Annotated in this window: 18 protein-coding genes; 12 read left to right on the top strand and 6 right to left on the bottom strand. The window is 65.4% G+C overall.

Annotated elements, in window-relative coordinates:
• Positions 1–238 precede the first annotated feature (238 nt).
• Positions 239–445 carry a 30S ribosomal protein S21 gene (gene rpsU, locus V7Q53_RS10585; RefSeq protein WP_068305413.1) on the bottom strand — a complete coding sequence of 69 codons (207 nt, stop codon included), beginning with the start codon at positions 443–445 and terminating at the stop codon, positions 239–241.
• 96 nt (positions 446–541) lie between these two features.
• Between rpsU and V7Q53_RS10580 the strand changes: the two genes are divergently transcribed.
• From V7Q53_RS10580 to recR, 6 genes are all read left to right on the top strand, one after another.
• Complete coding sequence (locus V7Q53_RS10580) at positions 542–1,279, top strand: COQ9 family protein (RefSeq protein WP_333828512.1); 738 nt, start codon at positions 542–544, stop codon at positions 1,277–1,279.
• 91 nt (positions 1,280–1,370) lie between these two features.
• Positions 1,371–2,237, top strand: a complete 867-nt coding sequence (locus V7Q53_RS10575) for a branched-chain amino acid aminotransferase (protein WP_333828511.1) — start codon at positions 1,371–1,373, stop codon at positions 2,235–2,237.
• Positions 2,238–2,356: 119 nt separating this feature from the next.
• On the top strand, positions 2,357–3,334 hold the full coding sequence (locus V7Q53_RS10570) for an NAD(P)H-quinone oxidoreductase (RefSeq protein WP_333828510.1): 978 nt from the start codon (positions 2,357–2,359) through the stop codon (positions 3,332–3,334).
• Positions 3,335–3,501: 167 nt separating this feature from the next.
• Positions 3,502–5,253, top strand: coding sequence for a DNA polymerase III subunit gamma/tau (locus V7Q53_RS10565; protein WP_333828509.1), 1,752 nt, complete (start codon positions 3,502–3,504; stop codon positions 5,251–5,253).
• 12 nt (positions 5,254–5,265) lie between these two features.
• Entirely contained in the window at positions 5,266–5,622 is a 357-nt protein-coding gene (locus tag V7Q53_RS10560) for a YbaB/EbfC family nucleoid-associated protein (protein WP_333828508.1), read from the top strand.
• Positions 5,622–6,221 (top strand): recombination mediator RecR, encoded by a 600-nt coding sequence (gene recR, locus V7Q53_RS10555; protein WP_333828507.1) that lies wholly within the window; start codon positions 5,622–5,624, stop codon positions 6,219–6,221. The genes V7Q53_RS10560 and recR overlap by 1 nt, the downstream gene beginning before the upstream one ends.
• Before the next feature lie 41 nt (positions 6,222–6,262).
• Here recR and pgeF read toward each other — a convergent pair whose 3' ends face one another.
• From pgeF to lgt, 3 genes are read right to left on the bottom strand one after another with little or no spacing between them, the layout of a single operon-like run.
• Positions 6,263–7,021 carry a peptidoglycan editing factor PgeF gene (gene pgeF, locus V7Q53_RS10550; RefSeq protein WP_333828506.1) on the bottom strand — a complete coding sequence of 253 codons (759 nt, stop codon included), beginning with the start codon at positions 7,019–7,021 and terminating at the stop codon, positions 6,263–6,265.
• A 10-nt stretch (positions 7,022–7,031) separates the two neighbouring features.
• Positions 7,032–8,099 (bottom strand): class I SAM-dependent methyltransferase, encoded by a 1,068-nt coding sequence (locus V7Q53_RS10545; RefSeq protein ID WP_333828505.1) that lies wholly within the window; start codon positions 8,097–8,099, stop codon positions 7,032–7,034.
• Positions 8,096–8,983, bottom strand: a complete 888-nt coding sequence (gene lgt, locus V7Q53_RS10540) for a prolipoprotein diacylglyceryl transferase (protein ID WP_333828504.1) — start codon at positions 8,981–8,983, stop codon at positions 8,096–8,098. The genes V7Q53_RS10545 and lgt overlap by 4 nt, the downstream gene beginning before the upstream one ends.
• Before the next feature lie 113 nt (positions 8,984–9,096).
• On the opposite strand from lgt, the gene V7Q53_RS10535 reads away from it, so the two are divergent.
• Positions 9,097–9,345 carry an accessory factor UbiK family protein gene (locus tag V7Q53_RS10535; protein WP_333828503.1) on the top strand — a complete coding sequence of 83 codons (249 nt, stop codon included), beginning with the start codon at positions 9,097–9,099 and terminating at the stop codon, positions 9,343–9,345.
• A gap of 272 nt (positions 9,346–9,617) precedes the next feature.
• Here the strand turns inward: V7Q53_RS10535 and V7Q53_RS10530 are convergent, their stop codons facing one another.
• Positions 9,618–11,585, bottom strand: coding sequence for a protein meaA (locus V7Q53_RS10530; protein ID WP_333828502.1), 1,968 nt, complete (start codon positions 11,583–11,585; stop codon positions 9,618–9,620).
• A gap of 161 nt (positions 11,586–11,746) precedes the next feature.
• Here V7Q53_RS10530 and V7Q53_RS10525 point away from each other — a divergent pair, with 161 nt between their 5' ends.
• The 3 genes from V7Q53_RS10525 to V7Q53_RS10515 all read left to right on the top strand — a co-directional run bounded on the left by V7Q53_RS10525 (position 11,747) and on the right by V7Q53_RS10515 (position 14,894).
• Positions 11,747–13,177, top strand: coding sequence for a 1-acyl-sn-glycerol-3-phosphate acyltransferase (locus tag V7Q53_RS10525; RefSeq protein ID WP_333828501.1), 1,431 nt, complete (start codon positions 11,747–11,749; stop codon positions 13,175–13,177).
• Between the two features lie 111 nt (positions 13,178–13,288).
• Positions 13,289–14,581, top strand: coding sequence for a crotonyl-CoA carboxylase/reductase (ccrA, locus tag V7Q53_RS10520; RefSeq protein ID WP_333828500.1), 1,293 nt, complete (start codon positions 13,289–13,291; stop codon positions 14,579–14,581).
• A 133-nt stretch (positions 14,582–14,714) separates the two neighbouring features.
• The gene (locus V7Q53_RS10515; protein WP_333828499.1) at positions 14,715–14,894 is read left to right on the top strand and encodes a hypothetical protein; all 180 of its coding nucleotides are present in this window, start codon (positions 14,715–14,717) and stop codon (positions 14,892–14,894) included.
• A gap of 414 nt (positions 14,895–15,308) precedes the next feature.
• Here V7Q53_RS10515 and clpB read toward each other — a convergent pair whose 3' ends face one another.
• On the bottom strand, positions 15,309–17,924 hold the full coding sequence (gene clpB / locus V7Q53_RS10510) for an ATP-dependent chaperone ClpB (RefSeq protein WP_333828498.1): 2,616 nt from the start codon (positions 17,922–17,924) through the stop codon (positions 15,309–15,311).
• A gap of 211 nt (positions 17,925–18,135) precedes the next feature.
• On the opposite strand from clpB, the gene V7Q53_RS10505 reads away from it, so the two are divergent.
• Both V7Q53_RS10505 and tsaB read left to right on the top strand, forming a co-directional pair.
• Complete coding sequence (locus V7Q53_RS10505) at positions 18,136–18,693, top strand: NifU family protein (protein WP_333828497.1); 558 nt, start codon at positions 18,136–18,138, stop codon at positions 18,691–18,693.
• Positions 18,683–19,210, top strand: a 528-nt coding sequence (tsaB, locus tag V7Q53_RS10500) for a tRNA (adenosine(37)-N6)-threonylcarbamoyltransferase complex dimerization subunit type 1 TsaB (protein ID WP_333828496.1), incomplete at its 3' end; no start/stop codon positions are given. The genes V7Q53_RS10505 and tsaB, both read left to right, overlap by 11 nt.

Genomic DNA, 19,210 nt, shown 5'->3' with positions numbered 1-19,210 from the left:
CGCCGTCTTTATTTTCTGTCTGAAAATATCCTGGGGGTGAATTGGCGCAGCCAAGAGGGGGCAAAGCCCCCTTCTTCCGCAGCGCTCCGGCCTGTCGCAATCTCAAACCGGGAGATCGTTCAGCTTTTCCGGCACTTGCTTCAGCCAAAGAAAAACCCCCGCAGGCCAGGCCCCCGGGGGTTGATCAAAACCGCGCCCGAAGGTGCGGGCCGTGTCGCCTGGCCATAAAGCCTGCCGATCAGAGCATGCCTTCGCGCTGCGCTTTCTTGCGCGCGAGTTTACGCGCACGGCGGATCGCTTCGGCCTGTTCACGGGCTTTCTTGACGGAGGGTTTCTCGAAATGCTGCTTGAGCTTCATTTCACGAAACACACCTTCACGCTGAAGTTTTTTCTTCAGGGCCCGGAGCGCCTGTTCGACATTGTTGTCGCGAACACTTACCTGCATGTGGTTTTCACCACCTTTCTAAGCTAGAGTGACGGGGTATTGCAGGAGGCGCCCGGATAGCAAAGCCGGGTCGGTTTGTCCAGCACGGAGATTGCCATGACCGAGAACCAGAACCAGACACAGGATCAGAACGCCGACAATGCTACTGATCAGACGCTTGCCGACCGGCTGCTGGACGCCGCGCTGACGCATGTTGCCTTTGACGGATGGTCACAGGCGGCGCTTGATGCGGCTGCAGCTGAGTGCGGCGCCGATCCGGTGCAGGCGCGGGCGATCTTTCCGCGCGGGGGGCTGGATCTGGCGCTGGCCTGGCACCGGCGGGGCGATGCGGCGATGGCGGCTGCCTTGTCGGCGCGCGCGCTGGCCCCGTTGCGGATGCGTGAGCGGGTCGCGCTGGCGGTGCGCCTGCGGCTGGAGGGCCTTGACCGTGAGGCGGTGCGGCGGGGCGTCACGCTGATGGCGCTGCCCCATCATGCGCCCGAAGGGGCGCGCGCCCTGTGGAACACCGCCGACGCCATCTGGAATGCGCTGGGCGACACCTCCCATGATGGCAACTGGTACACCAAGCGGGCAATCCTGTCGGGGGTGTATTCCTCCACGGTGCTGTACTGGCTGGGCGATTCCTCGCCGGAGCAAGAGGGGACCTGGGCCTTTCTGGATCGCCGGGTCGAGGATGTGATGCGCATCGAAAAGGCCAAGGCCGAGGTGCGCAACAGTCCGGTTCTGAGCAAGCTGTTTGCCCTGCCGCTGGCGGTGATGGACCGTGCGCGCAAGCCCGGCGGCGCGGATGCCCGGTTGCCGGGGTGCTGGAAGCCGCAATCGGCGCGTAATTAAATTGCGCATCCGCGCAATAAAGTTTCGCCCTGCTTGACCGAAACGCTGCGGCGCGCTAAAGCCCGGAAAGCCGTTTCAGGGAGGGCAGGCCATGGCCGTAGGCAAGGAAATCGTCACCTGGTTTGAGGGGCGCTGGCACCGGGGCAATGCCCCGATTATCCGCGCCGCCGACCATGCTGCCTGGCTGGGCTCGGCCGTGTTTGACGGTGCGCGCCAGTTCGAGGGTGTGCGCCCGGATCTGGACCTGCACGCCGCGCGCATCATCCGCTCGGCCGAAGTGATGGGCATGGTGCCGCCGGTTGATGCGGCCACGGTGCAGGGCCTGCTGCTTGAGGGCTGTGCGATGTTCCCGCCCGATGCGGCGCTTTACCTGCGCCCGATGATGTGGGCCTGTGACTCCACCCCGGGGATCATTGATCTGGTGCCTGAGAGCACCGGGTTTTCGATCTGCATCGAGACCCTGCCGATGCCCGAGCCCGGAGCTTTTTCGCTGACGGTCTCGCCCTTTTCGCGCCCCCGCCCCGATATGGCGCTGACCGAGGCCAAGGCGGCCTCGCTCTACGCCAATAACGGGCGGATCATGGCCGAGGCCCGCGCGCGCGGCTTCTCGAACGCGCTGTCGCGCGATCCGGATGGCAATGTGGCCGAAACAGCCTCGACCAATGTGTTTCTGGTGCGGGAAGGTGCAGTGTTCACGCCGGTGCCCAACGGAACCTTTCTGAACGGGCTCACACGGCAGCGGGTGATCGGCCTGTTGCGCGCAGATGGGGTGGAGGTGGTGGAATGCACGCTGACCATCGCGGATTTCCACAAGGCGGAGGAGATTTTCGTGACCGGCAACATCGCCAAGGTGATGCCGGTGGCAAGGTTCGAGGAACGGGTCTTCGCCCGCACGCCGGTGGCTGACCGGGCGCGCGCGCTCTACTGGAACTGGGCGCATTCGGCGGTGCCCGGGTAAAGCCGTCTGGAAGCGGCTTGCAAGGCCGTCGCGACGGCCCTGGTAGCCCGGGGTGGGCTCAGGCACTTGCGCCCGGCGGCCCGGTCGCTATCCTGCCCCGGGCAATCAGGAGGACAGCAATGCGCGTGATCGAGATTTCCCAACCCGGCGGCCCCGAGGTTCTGGTGCCCGCTCAGCGGCCTGTGCCCGTGCCCGGCGCGGGCGAGATCGTCATCCGGGTTGCCTGGGCCGGGGTGAACCGCCCCGATGCCCTGCAACGCGCCGGGGCCTATGCGCCGCCGCCCGGGGCATCAGATCTGCCGGGGCTTGAGGCCTCGGGCCATGTTGCCGCTGTCGGCCCCGGTGTCACGCGCTGGCGCGAGGGTGATGCGGTCTGCGCCTTGCTGCCCGGCGGTGGCTATGCCGAATACGTCACCACACCCGCCGTCCATGCCCTGCCGGTGCCCGATGGCATGGACCTGCGCGCCGCCGCGTGCCTGCCCGAGACATTTTTCACCGTCTGGACCAATGTGTTTGAACGCGGCGGGCTGCAGGCGGGGGAGCGGTTTCTGGTGCATGGCGGCTCATCCGGCATTGGCACCACGGCGATTCAACTGGCCGCCGCGCGCGGCGCGCGGGTGTTCACGACCGCCGGCAGCGATGAGAAATGCGCGGCCTGCACCGCGCTGGGTGCCGAGCGGGCGATCAACTACCGCGATGAGGATTTTGTAGAGATTCTGCAGGCCGAGGGTGGGGCCAATCTGATTCTGGATATGGTGGGTGGCGACTATATGCCGCGCAATATCAAGGCGTTGGCCGATGACGGTCGGCTGGTGCAGATCGCTTTTCTGCAAGGCCAGAAGGTGGAGCTGAACTTTGCGCAGGTGATGATGCGCCGCCTGACGATTACCGGCTCGACCCTGCGCCCGCAGTCGGTGGCCGCCAAGGCCCGCATCGCCGCTGCGCTTGAGGCCGAAGTCTGGCCGCTGCTCGCATCCGGCCGGATTGCGCCGGTGATAGATGCCGAATTTCCGCTTGAGGAGGCCGCAAAAGCGCATGCGCGGCTGGAAAGCTCGGCCCATATTGGCAAGATCGTGCTGAAGGTGGCGCAAGAGTGAGCAGGGCACGCAGTCCGGCGTAAAAAGGCAGGGACAAACAGGCAGGGGGCTGCCGCCCCCTCTGGCCTGCGGCCATTCACCCCCGCGCGTATTTTTGGCAAGATGAAGGGGCGGGGCTGGACGCTGGCCCGGCCCGGCCCTAGTGTGCCCCCCGGAAGTGAGGCCCGATGTCCGAGACGCAAGCATATCAGGTTCTGGCCCGGAAATACCGCCCCGAGACCTTCGCCGATCTGATCGGGCAGGAGGCGATGGTGCGTACCCTCAAGAATGCTTTCGCCGCTGACCGCATTCACCATGCCTTCGTGATGACCGGCATTCGCGGGACCGGCAAGACAACCACTGCGCGGATCATTGCCAAGGGGCTGAACTGCATCGGCGTGGACGGGCAGGGCGGCCCCACAACCGAGCCCTGCGGCCAGTGCGAGCATTGCCGCGCCATTGCCGAGGGGCGGCATGTCGATGTGCAGGAGATGGACGCCGCCAGCCGCACCGGCGTGGGCGACATCCGCGAGATCATCGATTCGGTTGCCTATCGCGCGGCCAGTGCGCGCTACAAGATCTACATCATCGACGAAGTGCATATGCTGTCGAACAACGCCTTCAACGCGCTTCTGAAAACGCTGGAAGAGCCGCCGGCGCATGTGAAATTCATCTTCGCCACCACCGAGATCCGCAAGGTGCCGGTGACGGTTCTCAGCCGCTGCCAGCGCTTCGATCTGCGCCGGATCGAGCCGGAGGTGATGATCGCGCATCTGGAAAAAGTGGCCGGGCTGGAAGGCGCGCAGATCAACCGCGATGCGCTGGCGCTGATCACCCGCGCCGCCGAGGGATCGGTGCGCGACGCGATGAGCCTTCTGGATCAGGCGATCAGCCACGGCGCGGGCGAGACCGGGGCGGAACAGGTGCGCGCCATGCTGGGGCTGGCGGACCGGGGCCGGGTGCTGGACCTGTTCGAGGCCATTCTGCGCGGCGATGCGGCGGGCGCGCTGACCGAGCTGGGAGCGCAATATGCCGATGGCGCTGACCCCTCGGCTGTATTGCGCGATCTGGCCGAGATTGCGCATTGGGTGAGCGTGATCAAGATCACGCCTGATGCCGCGGAAGACCCCACAATCGGCCCGGATGAGCGGTTGCGCGGGCAGGAACTGGCGGCACGGCTGTCGATGCGGGTTCTGTCGCGGATGTGGCAGATGCTGCTCAAGGCGCTGGAAGAGGTGGCGATTGCGCCCAACGCGATGATGGCCGCCGAGATGTCGGTGATCAGGCTGACGCATGTCGCCGATCTGCCCACGCCCGAGGATCTGTTGCGCCGCTTGCAGGACGCGCCGCCCCCGCCCTCGAACGGCGGCGGGCCGGGGCGTGCGCCTGCGGGTGGCGGTAGCAGCGGCGGCGGCGCGCCGGTCAATGCGATGGGGGCGGGGCGGATGCCCTCCGGCAGCGGCGGTGGCGCGCAGGCCGCGCTGGCGGGTGAGCCATCGGCGCTGGCGCAGTATGCGACCTTTGAAAGCGTGGTGGCGCTGATCCGCGCGCAGCGCGACATGCGGCTGTTGATGGAGGTTGAGACCCATCTGCGGCTGGTGCGCTATGCCCCCGGCCGGATCGAGTTTGAACCCACGGGCGATGCGCCTTCAGACCTGGCGTCCCGGCTGGCCGGGCGGCTGCAAAGCTGGACCGGCGCGCGCTGGGGTGTATCGGTCACCAGCACCGGCGGCAACGCCACCATCGCCGAGACGCGTGACACTGAGCGCCTGGCTCGCGAGGAACGTGCGCGCGCCAACCCCATGGTGCAGGCCATTTTCGCGGCTTTCCCCGACGCGCGCATCACCGATTTCCGCGACCCCGAGGCCGCCGTGCAGGAGGCCGCGATCGAGGCCCTGCCCGAGGTTGAGGATGAGTGGGATCCGTTTGAAGACAATTGAAAGGACTGAACCATGATCAAGGGCTTGGGTGGACTGGGCGGATTGGGCGACATGGGCAAGATGATGAAGGCCGCCCAGGAAATGCAGGGCAAGATGGCCGCCCTTCAGGAAGAGCTGAACACCATCACCGTCACCGGCGAAAGCGGGGCGGGGTTGGTGAAGGCGACGGCGACGGCCAAGGGCACGCTGACCTCGCTGAATATCGACCCGTCGATCTTTTCCGCCGACGACAAGGAAGTGGTCGAGGATCTGATCCTGGCGGCGATCAAGGATGTGCAGGCCCGCGCGGCTGAGCGCACCAAGGATGAGATGGGCAAGCTGGCCGAAAGCATGGGCCTGCCGCGCGACATGAACCTGCCCGGCATGTGATGGAGCCTCGCCCCGCCGATATCGAGGGGCTGATCGCGCTGATGGCGCGGCTGCCGGGGCTGGGGCCGCGTTCGGCCCGGCGCGCGGTGCTGCATCTGTTGCGCAAGCGGGTGCAGGTGATGGAACCGCTCGCGCGCGCCTTGCAGCAGGTGGCGGAAACCGCCTGCGAATGCCAGGTCTGCGGCAATATCGGCACCAGTGACATCTGCGAGATCTGTGCCGATCCCAGGCGGGCGACCGGCGAGATCTGCGTGGTGGAAGACCTGTCAGACCTCTGGGCGATGGAGCGCGCGGGAGGGTTCAGAGGGCGGTATCATGTGTTGGGCGGCACGCTTTCGGCGCTCGATGCCGTGGGGCCGGATGACCTGCGCATCCCGCAACTGGTGGCGCGGATCGCGGAAGAGGGCGTTCAGGAGGTGATTCTGGCGCTCAATGTCACGGTCGAGGGCCAGACGACGGCGCATTACATCGCCGAGGCGCTGGCGCCCACCGGGGTTGGCATCAGCGCGCTGGCGCAGGGTGTGCCGATGGGCGGCGAGCTGGATTATCTGGACGACGGCACCATATCGGCGGCCTTTGCCGCGCGGCGGCGGCTTTAGGGCGCTTCTGTCCGACGCGTGGTGTAAGGCTGTGAACGGGATTAAAGCCGGATGGCTGAGATCAGGCGGCCATAATCGGCCTCGCCCGCATGGACCGAGCGGCGGTAGGAATAGAACTGATCGGCCTGCGCATAGGTGCAGTGGCGGGTCCATTCGGCATGGCCCACCCCGGCCTCACGCAGCCGGTGCAAGCCAAAGCCCGGAAGGTCGAACAGGTAGCGGTCGCCTTCGCCATTGATGAAGAACCAGTTGTAGCCGGGGTCTTCGGCCAGAAAACGCTCCAGAAATTCCGGACCAACCTCATAGGCGCGCTGGCTGATGCAGGGGCCGATCACGGCGCTGATCTCTGCGCGCTCGGCCCCCAGCCCTTCCATCGCTGCCAGCGTGGCCTCCAGCACCCCGTCCAGCGCCCCGCGCCAGCCCGCATGGACCGCGCCGATCACCCCCGCCTCAGGGTCAGCCAGCAGGACAGGCATGCAATCGGCGGTCAGCACGCTCAGCGCGATGCCGGGCTGGTCGGTGACCATCGCATCGGCCCGCGCCCCGGTGTGGCTGTCGGGGCTGCTGACGCAGACCACTTCGGCCGAATGAACCTGATGAACCCCCAGAAGCGCGCCCGGCGGTACTTCCATGGCCTGAGCCACGCGGGCGCGGTTGATCGCCACGATCTCGGTCTGATCGCCTGACCCGCCGCCGCAGTTCAGCCCCTGATAGACCCCGGACGAGGCCCCGCCGCGCCGGGTGAAGAAACCGTGGCGCAGGGGTGAGAGCGTATCTGAGGTCAGTATTTCGAGTGTCATGCAGCCAGCCTTACACCGCGTCGAACCCGGGGGGAAGCGGTGCGCCCGGTGCCACCAGCGCAAGCGCCTTGAACAACGTTCCCATTTCCGCCGCGTCGGTCAAGCGGTGATGCGCGGCGCGGTGGCTTTCAAGCGCCGCACCGCGCAGATTCCGGGCAAGAATTCCGGCGCGGGCGTCAATTCCAAGCTGGCGCAGCAGTGCGCCCTGCGGCATCAGCGCGCTGTGGGTCAGCAGCGGCGCGGCGCGGGCGAGGGCTTCGAAATCGACATGTGCGGTCAGGTCTGCTGCGCCGGGATGGGCGAGCGGGTCATCGAAAGCATGGTTGCGCAGCGCCTGAAAGGTGTCGCCCAGACTGCGCCAGCCGCCGTAATCAATGATCAATGCGGCGCCACCGTGCGCGGCGATTCGCGTCTGAAGCGCTGCCATGACCGGCGCGCTTGCGGGGCAGGTCTCGACGATATCGCCGGGCGTGGTATCGGCCAGCCGGTGCGCCAGCCCGGAGCGTGGCGCGGGGTCGGTCAGCCCCAGCACCAGCGCGCCGTCGCGTAGCCCCACCACCCGCTCACGCCACAGCGCGCCGTCGCGCTGAAACTGGCGGATCGGCAGCGCATCAAAAAACTCGTTCGCCACCAGCCATAGGGGGGCATCGGGCAATGTGCCGACGCTGTCATGCCATGTGACCGGCAGGCCCTGCAGGCGCGCGCGCTGTATACCGCGCAGGATGGGCGAGGCCTCGATCAGATGCACGCGCGCGGCGGCGTGAAAGCCTGGCACAGCCCGGGTGGCGCGCCAGATATCGGCCATCAGCGTGCCCCGGCCCGGCCCCGGCTCGGCCAGCGCGAAGGGTGCAGGCGCGCCCTGATCCAGCCAGCTTTGCGCCAGACACAGGCCCAGCAATTCGCCGAACATCTGGCTGATCTCGGGCGCGGTGGTGAAATCGCCGCCCGCGCCCAACGGGTCGCGCGTGGCGTAATAGCCGTGCTGCGGGTCCAGCAGGCAGTCGGCCATGTATTCGGCCAGCGTCAGCGGGCCGGTGGCGGCAATCCGTGCCTTCAGCTTTTCCGCCAGTGCCGTCATTGCCGCCCGCGCCTGAGGGCGATGGCGATCAGAACCACGCCGGCGACGGCCATCGGCAGGCTGAGAAGCTGGCCCATGGTAACGCCGAATTCGCCCAGCGTCAGAACATGGCCCTGCGGGTGGCGCATCAGGAACTGCTCATCGGGCATGCGCCAGAATTCAACGAGGAAGCGTGCCAGCCCGTAAATGGTGAAGAACGTGCCGGTGATCAGCCAGGGAAACTGCAGCGCATGACGCCGCCGCACCAGCCACAGCACGATCAGCCCCAGCAGAAGCCCTTCCAGCGCCGCCTCATAGAGCTGGGTGGGGTGGCGCGCACAGGGATGCTCCCAGTCCACCGGGCAAAGGCTGCCATAGCCGGGGAACAGCACGCCCCAGGGCTGGGTGGTGGGATGGCCCCAGAGTTCGGCATTGATGAAATTGGCAACCCGGCCCAGGAAAAGGCCGACGGGAATGACCATGGCCATCGCATCGGAAATGGCCGAAGGCGCAACACCATTGCGGCGCGCAAACAGATAGCCCGCCACGGCCGCGCCCAGAAGCCCGCCATGGAAAGACATCCCCCCCTCCCAGACCTGAAGGATTTCGGCGGGGTTCGCCAGGTAGTAGCCGGGCTGATAGAACAGCACGAAACCCAGCCGTCCGCCCAGAATGACCCCCAGGATGATCCAGGTCAGCAACGATTCGACGGCTACCGGCGCCATCGGGGCGCGTTCCCCGGGCCAGAGCGCGGGCTGGCGCATGGCGGCGACGATCAGCCGCCAGCCGATCAGGAAGCCCGCGATATAGGCCAGCGCATACCAGCGCAGCGCAAAGGTAAAACCGCCCAGATCGACCGAAAAGATGTCTGGTGAGAGGGGGGGGAAGGGGATCAGGGCCTGCATTATCGCTCTCCGCTGGCTTTGCGCCCGTCTTCCCGTGGCGCGGGAGCGAAGTCAACCTTGTGATTCGGGCCGCGCGGTCACATATAAGCGGGAACCGGACCAAGGAGTGCCCCATGCAGCCCACGAACCGCTTTTTCGACGATCTATCCAAACTGGCGACCAATGCCATGGGCGTGGCCCAAGGCGCCCGGGCCGAGGCCGAGACGGCAATGAAAAGCCTGATGGACCGCTGGCTTGCCGACCGGGACTTTGTCACCCGTGAGGAATTCGATGCCGTGCGCGCCATGGCTCAGAAAGCGCGTGAGGAAAACGAGGCGCTGAAGGCGCGCATTACGGCTCTCGAGGGCAAGCAGGGCGGCTGACATTCGGGGCTTTTCCGGCCGTGGCCCGCTTGTGGGGACGGAGATGGGGGCGCTGCCCCCGCCGCCCGTTCCGGGCGACTCCCCCGGGATATTTATGAACAGGTGAAATGATGGCCGACGTGCCCTTTTCATCTGTTCAAAAATGTCATGGGGGTGAGCGGCGTATCGGGAGCCTTCGAGGGGAAGGCCCCAGCCGTGAACGCCGAACCCGTGGCGAGGCTAGGGAATTGGCGCAGCCAAGAGGGGGCAAAGCTCCCTTTCTGTTTGGCCTGCTATTCGGCGGCGGCGGGCTGGGGATCGACGAGGCCGACGATATCCATCATGATGCGGTTCAGCTCAAAATCCTTGGGCGTATAGACCGCCGCCACGCCCATGGCACGCAGGCGTCCGGCGTCATCTTCGGGGATGATGCCGCCGACCACCACCGGGATATCGCCCAACCCGGCCGCCTGCATCTGGCGCATCAGCTCCTCCACCAGCGGAATATGGCTGCCCGAGAGGATCGACAGGCCGACGACATGCGCCGCTTCCTCGCGCGCGGCGCGGACGATCTCGGCGGGTGTCAGGCGGATGCCTTCATAGTGAATGTCCATGCCACAGTCGCGCGCCCGCGCGGCGATCTGTTCGGCGCCGTTGGAATGGCCATCCAGCCCCGGTTTGCCGACCACGAACTTCAGCCGCCGCCCCAGCGCGGTGCTGACCGTATCCACCGCGGCGCGGATCTCATCCAGCCCTTCGGTGCGGTTTGACGGGTTGCGCGAGACGCCGGTGGGCGCGCGGTATTCGCCAAACGCCTGCCGCAGCATGAGGCCCCATTCGCCGGTCGTGGCCCCGGCCTTGGCGGCCTTGATCGAGGCGGGCATGATGTTGATGCCGCTTTTCGCGGCCTCGCGCAGCTCTGACAGCGCGGATTTGACCGCCGCGTCATCGCGCGACGTGCGCCATGCCTCAAGCCGCGCGATCTGGTCGGCCTCGGCTGCCGGGTCGGCCATCATGATCGCGCCTTCGCCGGTGGTCAGGGGCGAGGGCTCGGTGGTGGTGAAGCGGTTCACGCCGACGACCACGGTTTCCCCGGCCTCAATCCGGCTGATGCGCTCGGAATTGGCCTCGACCAGCCGGCCTTTCATATACTCGATCGCCTGCACCGCGCCGCCCATCCCGTCGATCAGCGCAAGCTCAGAGCGCGCGCCTTCTTTCAGCGCGCTGACCTTGCGCTCAACGGCGGGGTTGCCATCAAACAGGTCATCGAATTCCAGAAGATCGGTCTCATACGCCAGGATCTGCTGCATGCGCAGCGACCATTGCTGATCCCACGGGCGGGGCAGGCCAAGGGCCTCGTTCCAGGCGGGGAGCTGCACGGCGCGGGCGCGGGCGTTTTTTGACAGGGTGACTGCCAGCGCCTCGATCAGAATGCGATAGACGTTGTTTTCCGGTTGCTGTTCGGTCAGGCCCAGCGAATTGACCTGCACACCGTAGCGGAAGCGGCGGAATTTTGCGTCTGTCACGCCATAGCGCTCAAGGCAGATTTCATCCCACAGATCGACAAAGGCCCGCATCTTGCACAGCTCGGTCACGAAGCGGATGCCCGCGTTCACGAAAAAGCTGATCCGCCCTACCATCTGCGGGAAATGCTCAGCCGGGACCTTGGTTTTCAGATCGTCCAGCACCGCGCAGGCGGTGGCCAGCGCAAAGGCCAGTTCCTGCTCGGGCGTCGCGCCTGCCTCCTGCAAATGGTAGGAACAGATGTTCATCGGGTTCCATTTGGGCAGGTGCTGGCGGGTATAGGCCGCGACATCGGTAATCATCCGCAGCGAGGGTTTGGGCGGGCAGATATAGGTGCCGCGCGAGAGGTATTCCTTGATCAGGTCGTTCTGCACCGTGCCGTTGAGCTGCGACACATCCGCGCCCTGCTCCTCGGCGACAGCGATATAGAGGGCCAGCAGCCACGGCGCGGTGGCGTTGATGGTCATCGAGGTGTTCATTTTTTCCAGCGGGATATCGTTGAACAGCGCGCGCATGTCCCCCAGATGGCTGACCGGCACGCCGACCTTGCCAACCTCGCCGCGCGCCAGTTCATGGTCGCTGTCATAGCCCGTCTGGGTAGGCAGATCGAAGGCCACCGACAGGCCGGTCTGCCCCTTGGACAGGTTGTTGCGATAGAGCGCGTTCGAGGCGGCGGCTGTGGAATGGCCCGCGTAGGTCCGAAAAAGCCACGGTTTGTCGCGGTTTGCCTGGGTCATCTGCGGCCTCCTGAATCACGGCTTGGCAATATTCTTGCCGTTGATGCGGTGATATTGGAAAGAATGTGTCCCTGTCAATCGCCGCGCTGCAGCGGTGCATTCGGCGCTGCGGCGGCGATTGCGCATTGTCGAAAGGCCCGGTGGAAATTAAGTTCATTCCCATGACGAATATTGTGGAAATGCCGCTCTGGCTGTTGGTCGTCGTTCTTGGGCTGGCAGCGGTTGCCACGCTTGACCGCATCATCGGCCCCGGTCTGCGCTGGTTCCTGCGCCGCCGGATGGAACGCGCGGTGGAGGAGCTGAACAAGCGGCTGGACCGCCCGATCAGGCCGTTCAAGCTGATGCGGCGGCAGGATCAGGTGATCCGCCTTATCCACGATCCGCAGGTGATGGAGGCGGTGGACGAATACGCCCGCACCGAGGGGGTGCCGCATAACGTGGCCTTTGACCGCGCACGCTCTTATGCGCGCGAGATTGTGCCGGGCTTTTCAACCGCCACCTATTTCGGCTTTGCCATCAAGGTGGCGCGGCGTCTGAGCCGGGGGTTCTACAAGGTGCGGCTGGGGCCGGGGGACGCGCAGACGCTGCGCACCATCGACCCGCGCTCAGCGGTGGTGTTCGTGATGAACCACCGCTCGAACATGGATTACGTGCTGGTGACATGGCTGGCCGCCGACCGTTCGGCGCTGGCCTATGCGGTGGGGGAATGGGCGCAGGTCTGGCCGCTGAAGGCGCTGATCCGGGCGATGGGGGCCTATTTCATCCGGCGGCGCTATTCGAGCACGCTCTACCGCGCGGTTCTGGCGCGCTATGTGCAGATGTCGATTGCCGAAGGTGTGACGCAGGCCATGTTCCCCGAAGGCGGGCTGAGCTTGAACGGTGCGGTCGGCCCTGCGCGCAAGGGGCTGCTGCACTATATCGTGCGCGATTTCGACATGGCGCAGGGCCGCGATGTGGTCTTTGTGCCGGTTGCGCTGAACTATGACCGGGTGCTGGAAGACCGGGTGCTGATCAAGGCCGGGCAGGACGGGGTGCGCCGGTTCAAGGTGAAGATAGGGGTGGCGCTGGGCTTTACCGCGCGCATTTTGTGGCAAAAGGCGCGTGGGACCTTCCGCCATTTCGGCTATGCGGCGGTGTGCTATGGCAAGCCGGTCTCGCTGCGCGAATTCCTTGAAACCCGGGCCGATGCCAGCACCGAAGCGCTGGCCGATCTGTTGATGGTGCGGATCCGGGCTGCGGTGCCGGTGCTGCCGGTGCCGCTGTCTGCGGCGGTGGTGGCGCGGGCGGGTGGCACAGTGTCGCGCGCGGCGTTTCTGGAAAGCGGCGCGGCTATGGTGGAGCAATTGCGGCTGAAGGGCGCGCTTCAGCATCTGCCGGGCGGTGATGCCATTGCCGCTTTGAACGAGGGGCGGGAATCGCTGATGCTGCGCGGTATTCTTGAGGAAACCGGCGGCCAGTTGCGGATTGTCGCGGGGCAGGAAGGGGCGCTGAGCTTCTATGCGGCCTCGGTCCTGCAACGGCTGGGGGAGGCCGATGCACCGCTGCGCGAAGCGGACGAAGCCCTCCAGTTGCCCGAGGCCGGTGAGACATAAAGTTACAAAAACTGTAATATCAGTGTTGCATTGTTGCGCGTCGGATTTTATTGATGCTGCACCTGCCGCATCGATTCTGCAATGCGGCGGAACCAGACGCAGGAGAGACGCATGGCCCTTGATCAGAACACCGGCATCGCCCCTTATGATGCGCCCGAGAAGGACCTCTATGAGATCGGCGAGATGCCGCCGCTCGGCTATGTGCCCAGGCAGATGTATGCCTGGACCATCCGCCGCGAGCGCCACGGTGAGCCCGACACCGCCATGCAGGTCGAGGTGGTGGATACATGGAAGCTCGACAGCAACGACGTGCTGGTTCTGGTGATGGCGGCGGGCGTCAATTACAATGGTGTCTGGGCCGCGCTGGGCATTCCCATCTCGCCGTTCGACGTGCACAAGGCGCCCTATCATATTGCCGGATCGGATGCTTCGGGCATCGTCTGGGCGGTGGGTGACAAGGTCAAGCGCTGGAAAGTCGGCGATGAAGTGGTCATCCATTGCAATCAGGATGACGGCGATGACGAGGAATGCAACGGCGGCGACCCGATGTATTCGCCCAGCCAGCGCATCTGGGGCTATGAGACGCATGACGGCAGCTTCGCGCAATTCGCCCGCGTCCAGTCACAGCAGCTGATGCCCCGGCCCAAGCATCTGACATGGGAGGAATCGGCCTGCTACACGCTGACGCTGGCCACCGCCTATCGCATGCTCTTCGGCCATGAGCCGCATGACCTGAAGCCGGGTCAGAACGTGCTGGTCTGGGGGGCGTCGGGCGGTCTGGGCTCCTATGCGATTCAGTTGATCAACACCGCAGGGGCCAATGCGATCGCGGTGATCTCGGAAGAGGACAAGCGCGATTTCGTCATGGGGCTGGGCGCAAAGGGCGTGATCAACCGCAAGGATTTCAAATGCTGGGGCCAGTTGCCTACGGTCAACACGCCCGAATACAATGAATGGCTGAAAGAGGCGCGCAAGTTCGGCAAGGCGATCTGGGAGATCACCGGCAAGGGTGTGAGCGTCGATATGGTGTTCGAGCACCCGGGCGAGGCGACCTTCCCGGTCTCGGCGCTGGTGGTCAAGAAGGGCGGCATGGTGGTGATCTGCGCAGGCACCACGGGCTATAACTGCACCTTCGACGTGCGCTACATGTGGATGCATCAGAAACGCCTGCAAGGCTCGCATTTCGCGCATCTGAAACAGGCCTCGGCGGCGAACAAGCTGATGCTGGAGCGCCGGCTGGACCCCTGCATGTCCGAGGTGTTTCTGTGGGAAGATATCCCCGCCGCCCATATGAAGATGCGCCGTAACGAGCATAAGCCGGGCAATATGGCGGTGCTGGTGCAGGCGCCTGTCACCGGGCTGCGCACGTTCGAGGATGCGCTGGAGGCCGGGCGCAAGCGCTGAGCGTCATTTCTGCGCCGAGCTGAATTCAGGGGATCGTCCACAAGGGCGGTCCCTTTTTGTTCTTTTTTCGGGGTTGCGTAAATCCTTTGTCAATCATGTTGCCACAAGACTTGGCCAACCGATGGAGGGCACCGTGAAGCATGACTGGATGATCCGCGTTCTGGAAGACCTGCAACGATATGCCGGGGATAACGGGATGGCCGCGCTGGCCGAACACCTGGATCAGGCGCGGCTTCTGGCGCTGACCGAAGCCGCCAGCCTGCCCGATGATCTGGATGACGCCGATGAAGGGGACCTGGCGGTCTTTAACTGACGCGCCAAGCCGGGAGGAGGTATCGCCCGGCCCCATGCGCGGGACTGAAGCGCCTTCGAAGGCGCTTCAATGCGGGTCTGAAACCGTGCGAGTCGGCGGGCGCATAGCGCTTGTGCAAACCCACCCAGATGCGCTTTCGCGGTTGGCACTGTGGCGCTCCTGTCCCGCAGGCGGAGAAAGCGCCTTCAAAGGCGCTTGGAAGCGGTTTCGAAACCGCTTCTTGCGGGTTTGATACAGGCCGGGGTACGGTCATTGCAGCGGAGGCTGAGCAAGGCTTCGCTCTGTGCGGAAAACATCCGCCCGAAGCCCGTTTCCGCGCCCCCGAACGACCAAGGCGCCGCGAAAGCGAAACGGGCGCCGGCTTTCGCCCTGCGCCCGTTTCATGTCTTGCGGCTTCTGCCGGGGTTCACCGGCTTAGTGCACCAGCTTCACCTGCGCCGCGTCATCGTCGCCGCTGCTGACATGCCCGGCGATGATCAGCCCTTCGGGGCCCGCGCTTACCGGCACCGTGGTGCCATCCAGCAGATCACCCGCCAGCAGCATCTGGGCAAGCGGGTCCTGCAGGTGGCGCTGGATCACGCGCTTGAGCGGGCGCGCGCCGTACACCGGGTCATAGCCCTTGTCGGCCAGCCAGGTGCGGGCGCTGTCGTCCAGCTCCAGCACGATCTTGCGCCCTTCAAGCCGTTTCATCAGCCGCTGGATCTGGATCTTGACGATCCCGTCCATATCCGCCCGGTCCAGCCGGTCGAAGATGATGGTCTCGTCCAGACGGTTCAGGAACTCGGGCCGGAAATGCGCCCGAACTGCCTCCATCACCTGCACACGTGCGTGCACGGGATCGGCCCCGTCGGGCAGGGTGCTCAGCGCCTGACTGCCAAGGTTCGAGGTCAGGATGATAAGCGTCTGCTTGAAATCCACCGTGCGGCCGTGACTGTCGGTCAGCACGCCGTCATCAAGCACTTGCAACAGCACGTTGAACACATCCGGATGCGCCTTTTCGACCTCGTCGAACAGCACCACCTGATAGGGCCTGCGCCGCACCGCCTCGGTCAGCACGCCGCCTTCTTCATAGCCGACATAGCCCGGAGGGGCGCCGATCAACCGTGCAACGGCGTGTTTTTCCATGAATTCCGACATATCGATGCGCACCATCGCGTTGTCGTCATCGAACAGGAATTCGGCAACCGCCTTGGTCAGTTCGGTCTTGCCGACACCCGTCGGCCCCAGAAACAGGAACGAGCCCAGCGGGCGCCCCTCGTCATTGAGGCCCGCACGCGCCCGGCGCACCGCATTCGCCACCGCATGCACCGCCGAATGCTGGCCGATGACGCGCTTGTGCAGCCCCTCTTCCATGCGCAGCAGTTTGTCGCGCTCCCCTTCCAGCATCCGCGTGGTGGGGATGCCGGTCCAGCGCTCCACCACTTCGGCGATCTGCTCAGGGCGCACGGCATCGGCGACCAGCTTTTCGGCCTCGCGCGCCTCGGCCTCGGCCAGTTTGCGCTCCAGTTCGGGGATGCGGCCATATTGCAGCTCACCGGCCTTGGCGAAATTACCCTCGCGCTTGGCCTGTTCCAGCTCGGCGCGGCCACGGTCCAGCTGTTCCTTCAGGTCGCGCGCCGCTTCCAGCCGGTCGCGCTCATCCTGCCACTGGGCAGTCATCTCGGCTGATTTCTGCTGCGCTTCGGCCAGTTCCCCTTCCAGCTTGGTCAGCCGGTCGCGGGAGGCGGCATCGTCTTCCTTCTTCAGCGCCTCGGCTTCGATGTGCTTTTGCAGGATCTCGCGGTCCAGCGCGTCCAGCTCTTCGGGCTTGCTGTCAATCTGCATCCGCAGCCGCGCGGCGGCTTCGTCGATAAGGTCGATGGCCTTGTCGGGCAGAAAGCGGTCGGTGATGTAGCGATGGCTCAGCGTGGCCGCCGCCACCAGCGCGGAATCGGCGATTCGCACGCCGTGGTGCAATTCATACTTTTCCTTGATCCCGCGCAGGATAGAGATGGTGTCTTCCACCGTCGGCTCGGCGATGAACACCGGCTGGAAGCGGCGCGCCAGCGCAGCGTCCTTTTCCACATGCTTGCGGTATTCATCCAGCGTGGTCGCACCGACGCAATGCAGCTCACCCCGCGCCAGCGCCGGTTTGATCAGGTTGGCCGCATCCATCGCGCCCTCGGATTTGCCCGCACCGACCAGCGTGTGCATCTCGTCGATAAAGAGGATGATCTCGCCTGCCGCCGAGGTGACTTCGTTCAGCACGGCCTTCAGCCGTTCCTCGAACTCGCCGCGATATTTGGCACCGGCGATCAGCGCGCCCATATCCAGCGCCAGCAGCTTCTTGCCCTGCAGCGATTCCGGCACGTCGCCATTGACGATGCGCAGCGCCAGCCCTTCGGCGATGGCGGTCTTGCCCACGCCCGGCTCGCCGATCAGCACCGGGTTGTTCTTGGTGCGCCGTGACAGCACCTGCATGGCGCGGCGGATTTCCTCATCGCGGCCGATGATCGGGTCAATCTTGCCCTCGCGCGCGGCCTCGGTCAGGTCACGGGCATATTTCTTGAGAGCTTCATAGCTTTCCTCGGCGCTGGCGCTGTCGGCGGTGCGGCCCTTGCGGATGTCGTTGATCGCGGCGTTGAGCGCCTGCGCGTTCACGGCACCGGCCTCCAGCGCGGTGCGCGCGGCGGATTTCACCATGGCCAGCGCCATCAGCACACGCTCCACCGGAACAAAGCTGTCGCCCGCCTTCTTGGCGATCGTCGTGGCCTCGTCCAGCACACGCACCAGCGTCTGGTCGGTATAGACCTGCGCTGCGTCGCCTGAAACCTTGGGCAGCTTGCCCAGTGCCAGCTCCGTCGCCTCCACGACCCGGTCGGGCGCGCCGCCCGCACGGCGGATCAGGTTTGCAGCCATGCCCTGATCGTCATCCATCAGCGCCTTGAGCAGATGCTCCGGCGTCAGCCGCTGGTGACCTTCGCGGATGGCGATGGTCTGAGCTGCCTGCAGGAACCCGCGGGCACGTTCGGTGAATTTCTCAAGATTCATCCCAAGTCTCCTTCACAAGCGCCCGATCTCTGGAATGCCTGACCGTCAGCACATCCCGCCTGCGGGCCTCACTTGGTAATTGGGGGGCCGCGCGGGGCGCTGCAAGGGCAGTTGCGTGATATTTGCAACACCCCCCGTTCCCTGCGTCAGGGGCCCGCGCCTTGACTCACTGGCGCACCAGTCGCATATCCCTTTCAAACGGAGGCCACCCATGTTCATCCAGACTGAATCCACGCCGAACCCCGCCACGCTGAAGTTTCTGCCCGGCCAGAATGTGCTGGGGCAGGGCACCGCTGACTTTCCTCAGGCCGCTGACGCCGCGAAATCGCCGCTGGCGCGGGCGATCTTTGCCCATGAAGGGGTGAGCGGCGTTTTTCTGGGGTCTGACTTCATCACCGTCACCAAGGCAGATGCTGTCGACTGGGCGCATATCAAACCCGCTATTCTGGGCGCGATCATGGAGCATTTCCAGTCCGGCCGCCCCGCCATCGAGGGTGAGGCCGCCGAGGCCCACGCCACGCAGGACGGGCCGGACAGCGAGATTGTCGAGCAGATCAAGGAATTGCTGGATACCCGCGTGCGCCCGGCTGTCGCGCAGGATGGTGGCGACATCACCTTTCACGGGTTCGAGCGGGGTGTGGTGTATCTGCATATGAAGGGCGCCTGCGCCGGTTGCCCCTCGTCCACGCTGACGCTGAAGATGGGGATTGAGAACCTGCTGCGCCACTACATTCCTGAGGTGACCGAGGTTCGCCCGGTTGCCGTCTGACACGGTTACTGACCCGGCGGTTCTGGGCTTTGATACATCCGGCGGCTGGTGCCGCGCCGCATTGCTGCGCGGGCCGACCGTGCTGGCGCTGCGCGATGAGGTCATGGCGCGCGGGCAGGGCGAGCGGTTGATGCCGCTGTTGGAAGAGGTGCTGGCCGAGGGCGGGCTTGTCTGGCGCGATCTGGCGGCGCTGGGTGTCGGCATCGGCCCCGGCAATTTCACCGGCATCCGCATCAGCGTGGCCGCCGCGCGCGGTCTGGCACTGGGACTGGGCATTCCCGCAATCGGCGTTTCCCGCTTTGATGCGCTGGCGCTCGATGGCCCGGCGCTGCCGGTACTGGTGGCCGCGCCGCGCGGGCAGGGCTGGGTGCAGCAGGGCGCCAAGGAACCTGTGCTGAGCGATATCGCGACGCTGGAAGGGGCGATGATCGCTGATCCGGCGGAATTTCCCCCCCTTGCCGTCACGCCCGCCGCGCAGCCTCTGGCGCTGGCCATCGCCCGCATTGCCGCCGCCCGG

The sequence above is a fragment of the Pararhodobacter sp. genome (assembly GCF_036802785.1).
Taxonomy (GTDB): Bacteria; Pseudomonadota; Alphaproteobacteria; order Rhodobacterales; family Rhodobacteraceae; genus Pararhodobacter.
The sequence above is the reverse complement of the archived record's forward strand: the minus strand, read 5'-3'. Positions and strand labels throughout refer to the sequence as shown.

What these genes read in the sequence shown, in the direction of transcription:
- rpsU (WP_068305413.1), bottom strand. Translation starts at nt 445, where the DNA reads ATGCAGGTAAGTGTTCGCGACAACAATGTCGAACAGGCGCTCCGGGCC.
- V7Q53_RS10580 (WP_333828512.1), top strand. Translation starts at nt 542, where the DNA reads ATGACCGAGAACCAGAACCAGACACAGGATCAGAACGCCGACAATGCT.
- V7Q53_RS10575 (WP_333828511.1), top strand. Translation starts at nt 1,371, where the DNA reads ATGGCCGTAGGCAAGGAAATCGTCACCTGGTTTGAGGGGCGCTGGCAC.
- V7Q53_RS10570 (WP_333828510.1), top strand. Translation starts at nt 2,357, where the DNA reads ATGCGCGTGATCGAGATTTCCCAACCCGGCGGCCCCGAGGTTCTGGTG.
- V7Q53_RS10565 (WP_333828509.1), top strand. Translation starts at nt 3,502, where the DNA reads ATGTCCGAGACGCAAGCATATCAGGTTCTGGCCCGGAAATACCGCCCC.
- V7Q53_RS10560 (WP_333828508.1), top strand. Translation starts at nt 5,266, where the DNA reads ATGATCAAGGGCTTGGGTGGACTGGGCGGATTGGGCGACATGGGCAAG.
- recR (WP_333828507.1), top strand. Translation starts at nt 5,622, where the DNA reads ATGGAGCCTCGCCCCGCCGATATCGAGGGGCTGATCGCGCTGATGGCG.
- pgeF (WP_333828506.1), bottom strand. Translation starts at nt 7,021, where the DNA reads ATGACACTCGAAATACTGACCTCAGATACGCTCTCACCCCTGCGCCAC.
- V7Q53_RS10545 (WP_333828505.1), bottom strand. Translation starts at nt 8,099, where the DNA reads ATGACGGCACTGGCGGAAAAGCTGAAGGCACGGATTGCCGCCACCGGC.
- lgt (WP_333828504.1), bottom strand. Translation starts at nt 8,983, where the DNA reads ATGCAGGCCCTGATCCCCTTCCCCCCCCTCTCACCAGACATCTTTTCG.
- V7Q53_RS10535 (WP_333828503.1), top strand. Translation starts at nt 9,097, where the DNA reads ATGCAGCCCACGAACCGCTTTTTCGACGATCTATCCAAACTGGCGACC.
- V7Q53_RS10530 (WP_333828502.1), bottom strand. Translation starts at nt 11,585, where the DNA reads ATGACCCAGGCAAACCGCGACAAACCGTGGCTTTTTCGGACCTACGCG.
- V7Q53_RS10525 (WP_333828501.1), top strand. Translation starts at nt 11,747, where the DNA reads ATGACGAATATTGTGGAAATGCCGCTCTGGCTGTTGGTCGTCGTTCTT.
- ccrA (WP_333828500.1), top strand. Translation starts at nt 13,289, where the DNA reads ATGGCCCTTGATCAGAACACCGGCATCGCCCCTTATGATGCGCCCGAG.
- clpB (WP_333828498.1), bottom strand. Translation starts at nt 17,924, where the DNA reads ATGAATCTTGAGAAATTCACCGAACGTGCCCGCGGGTTCCTGCAGGCA.
- V7Q53_RS10505 (WP_333828497.1), top strand. Translation starts at nt 18,136, where the DNA reads ATGTTCATCCAGACTGAATCCACGCCGAACCCCGCCACGCTGAAGTTT.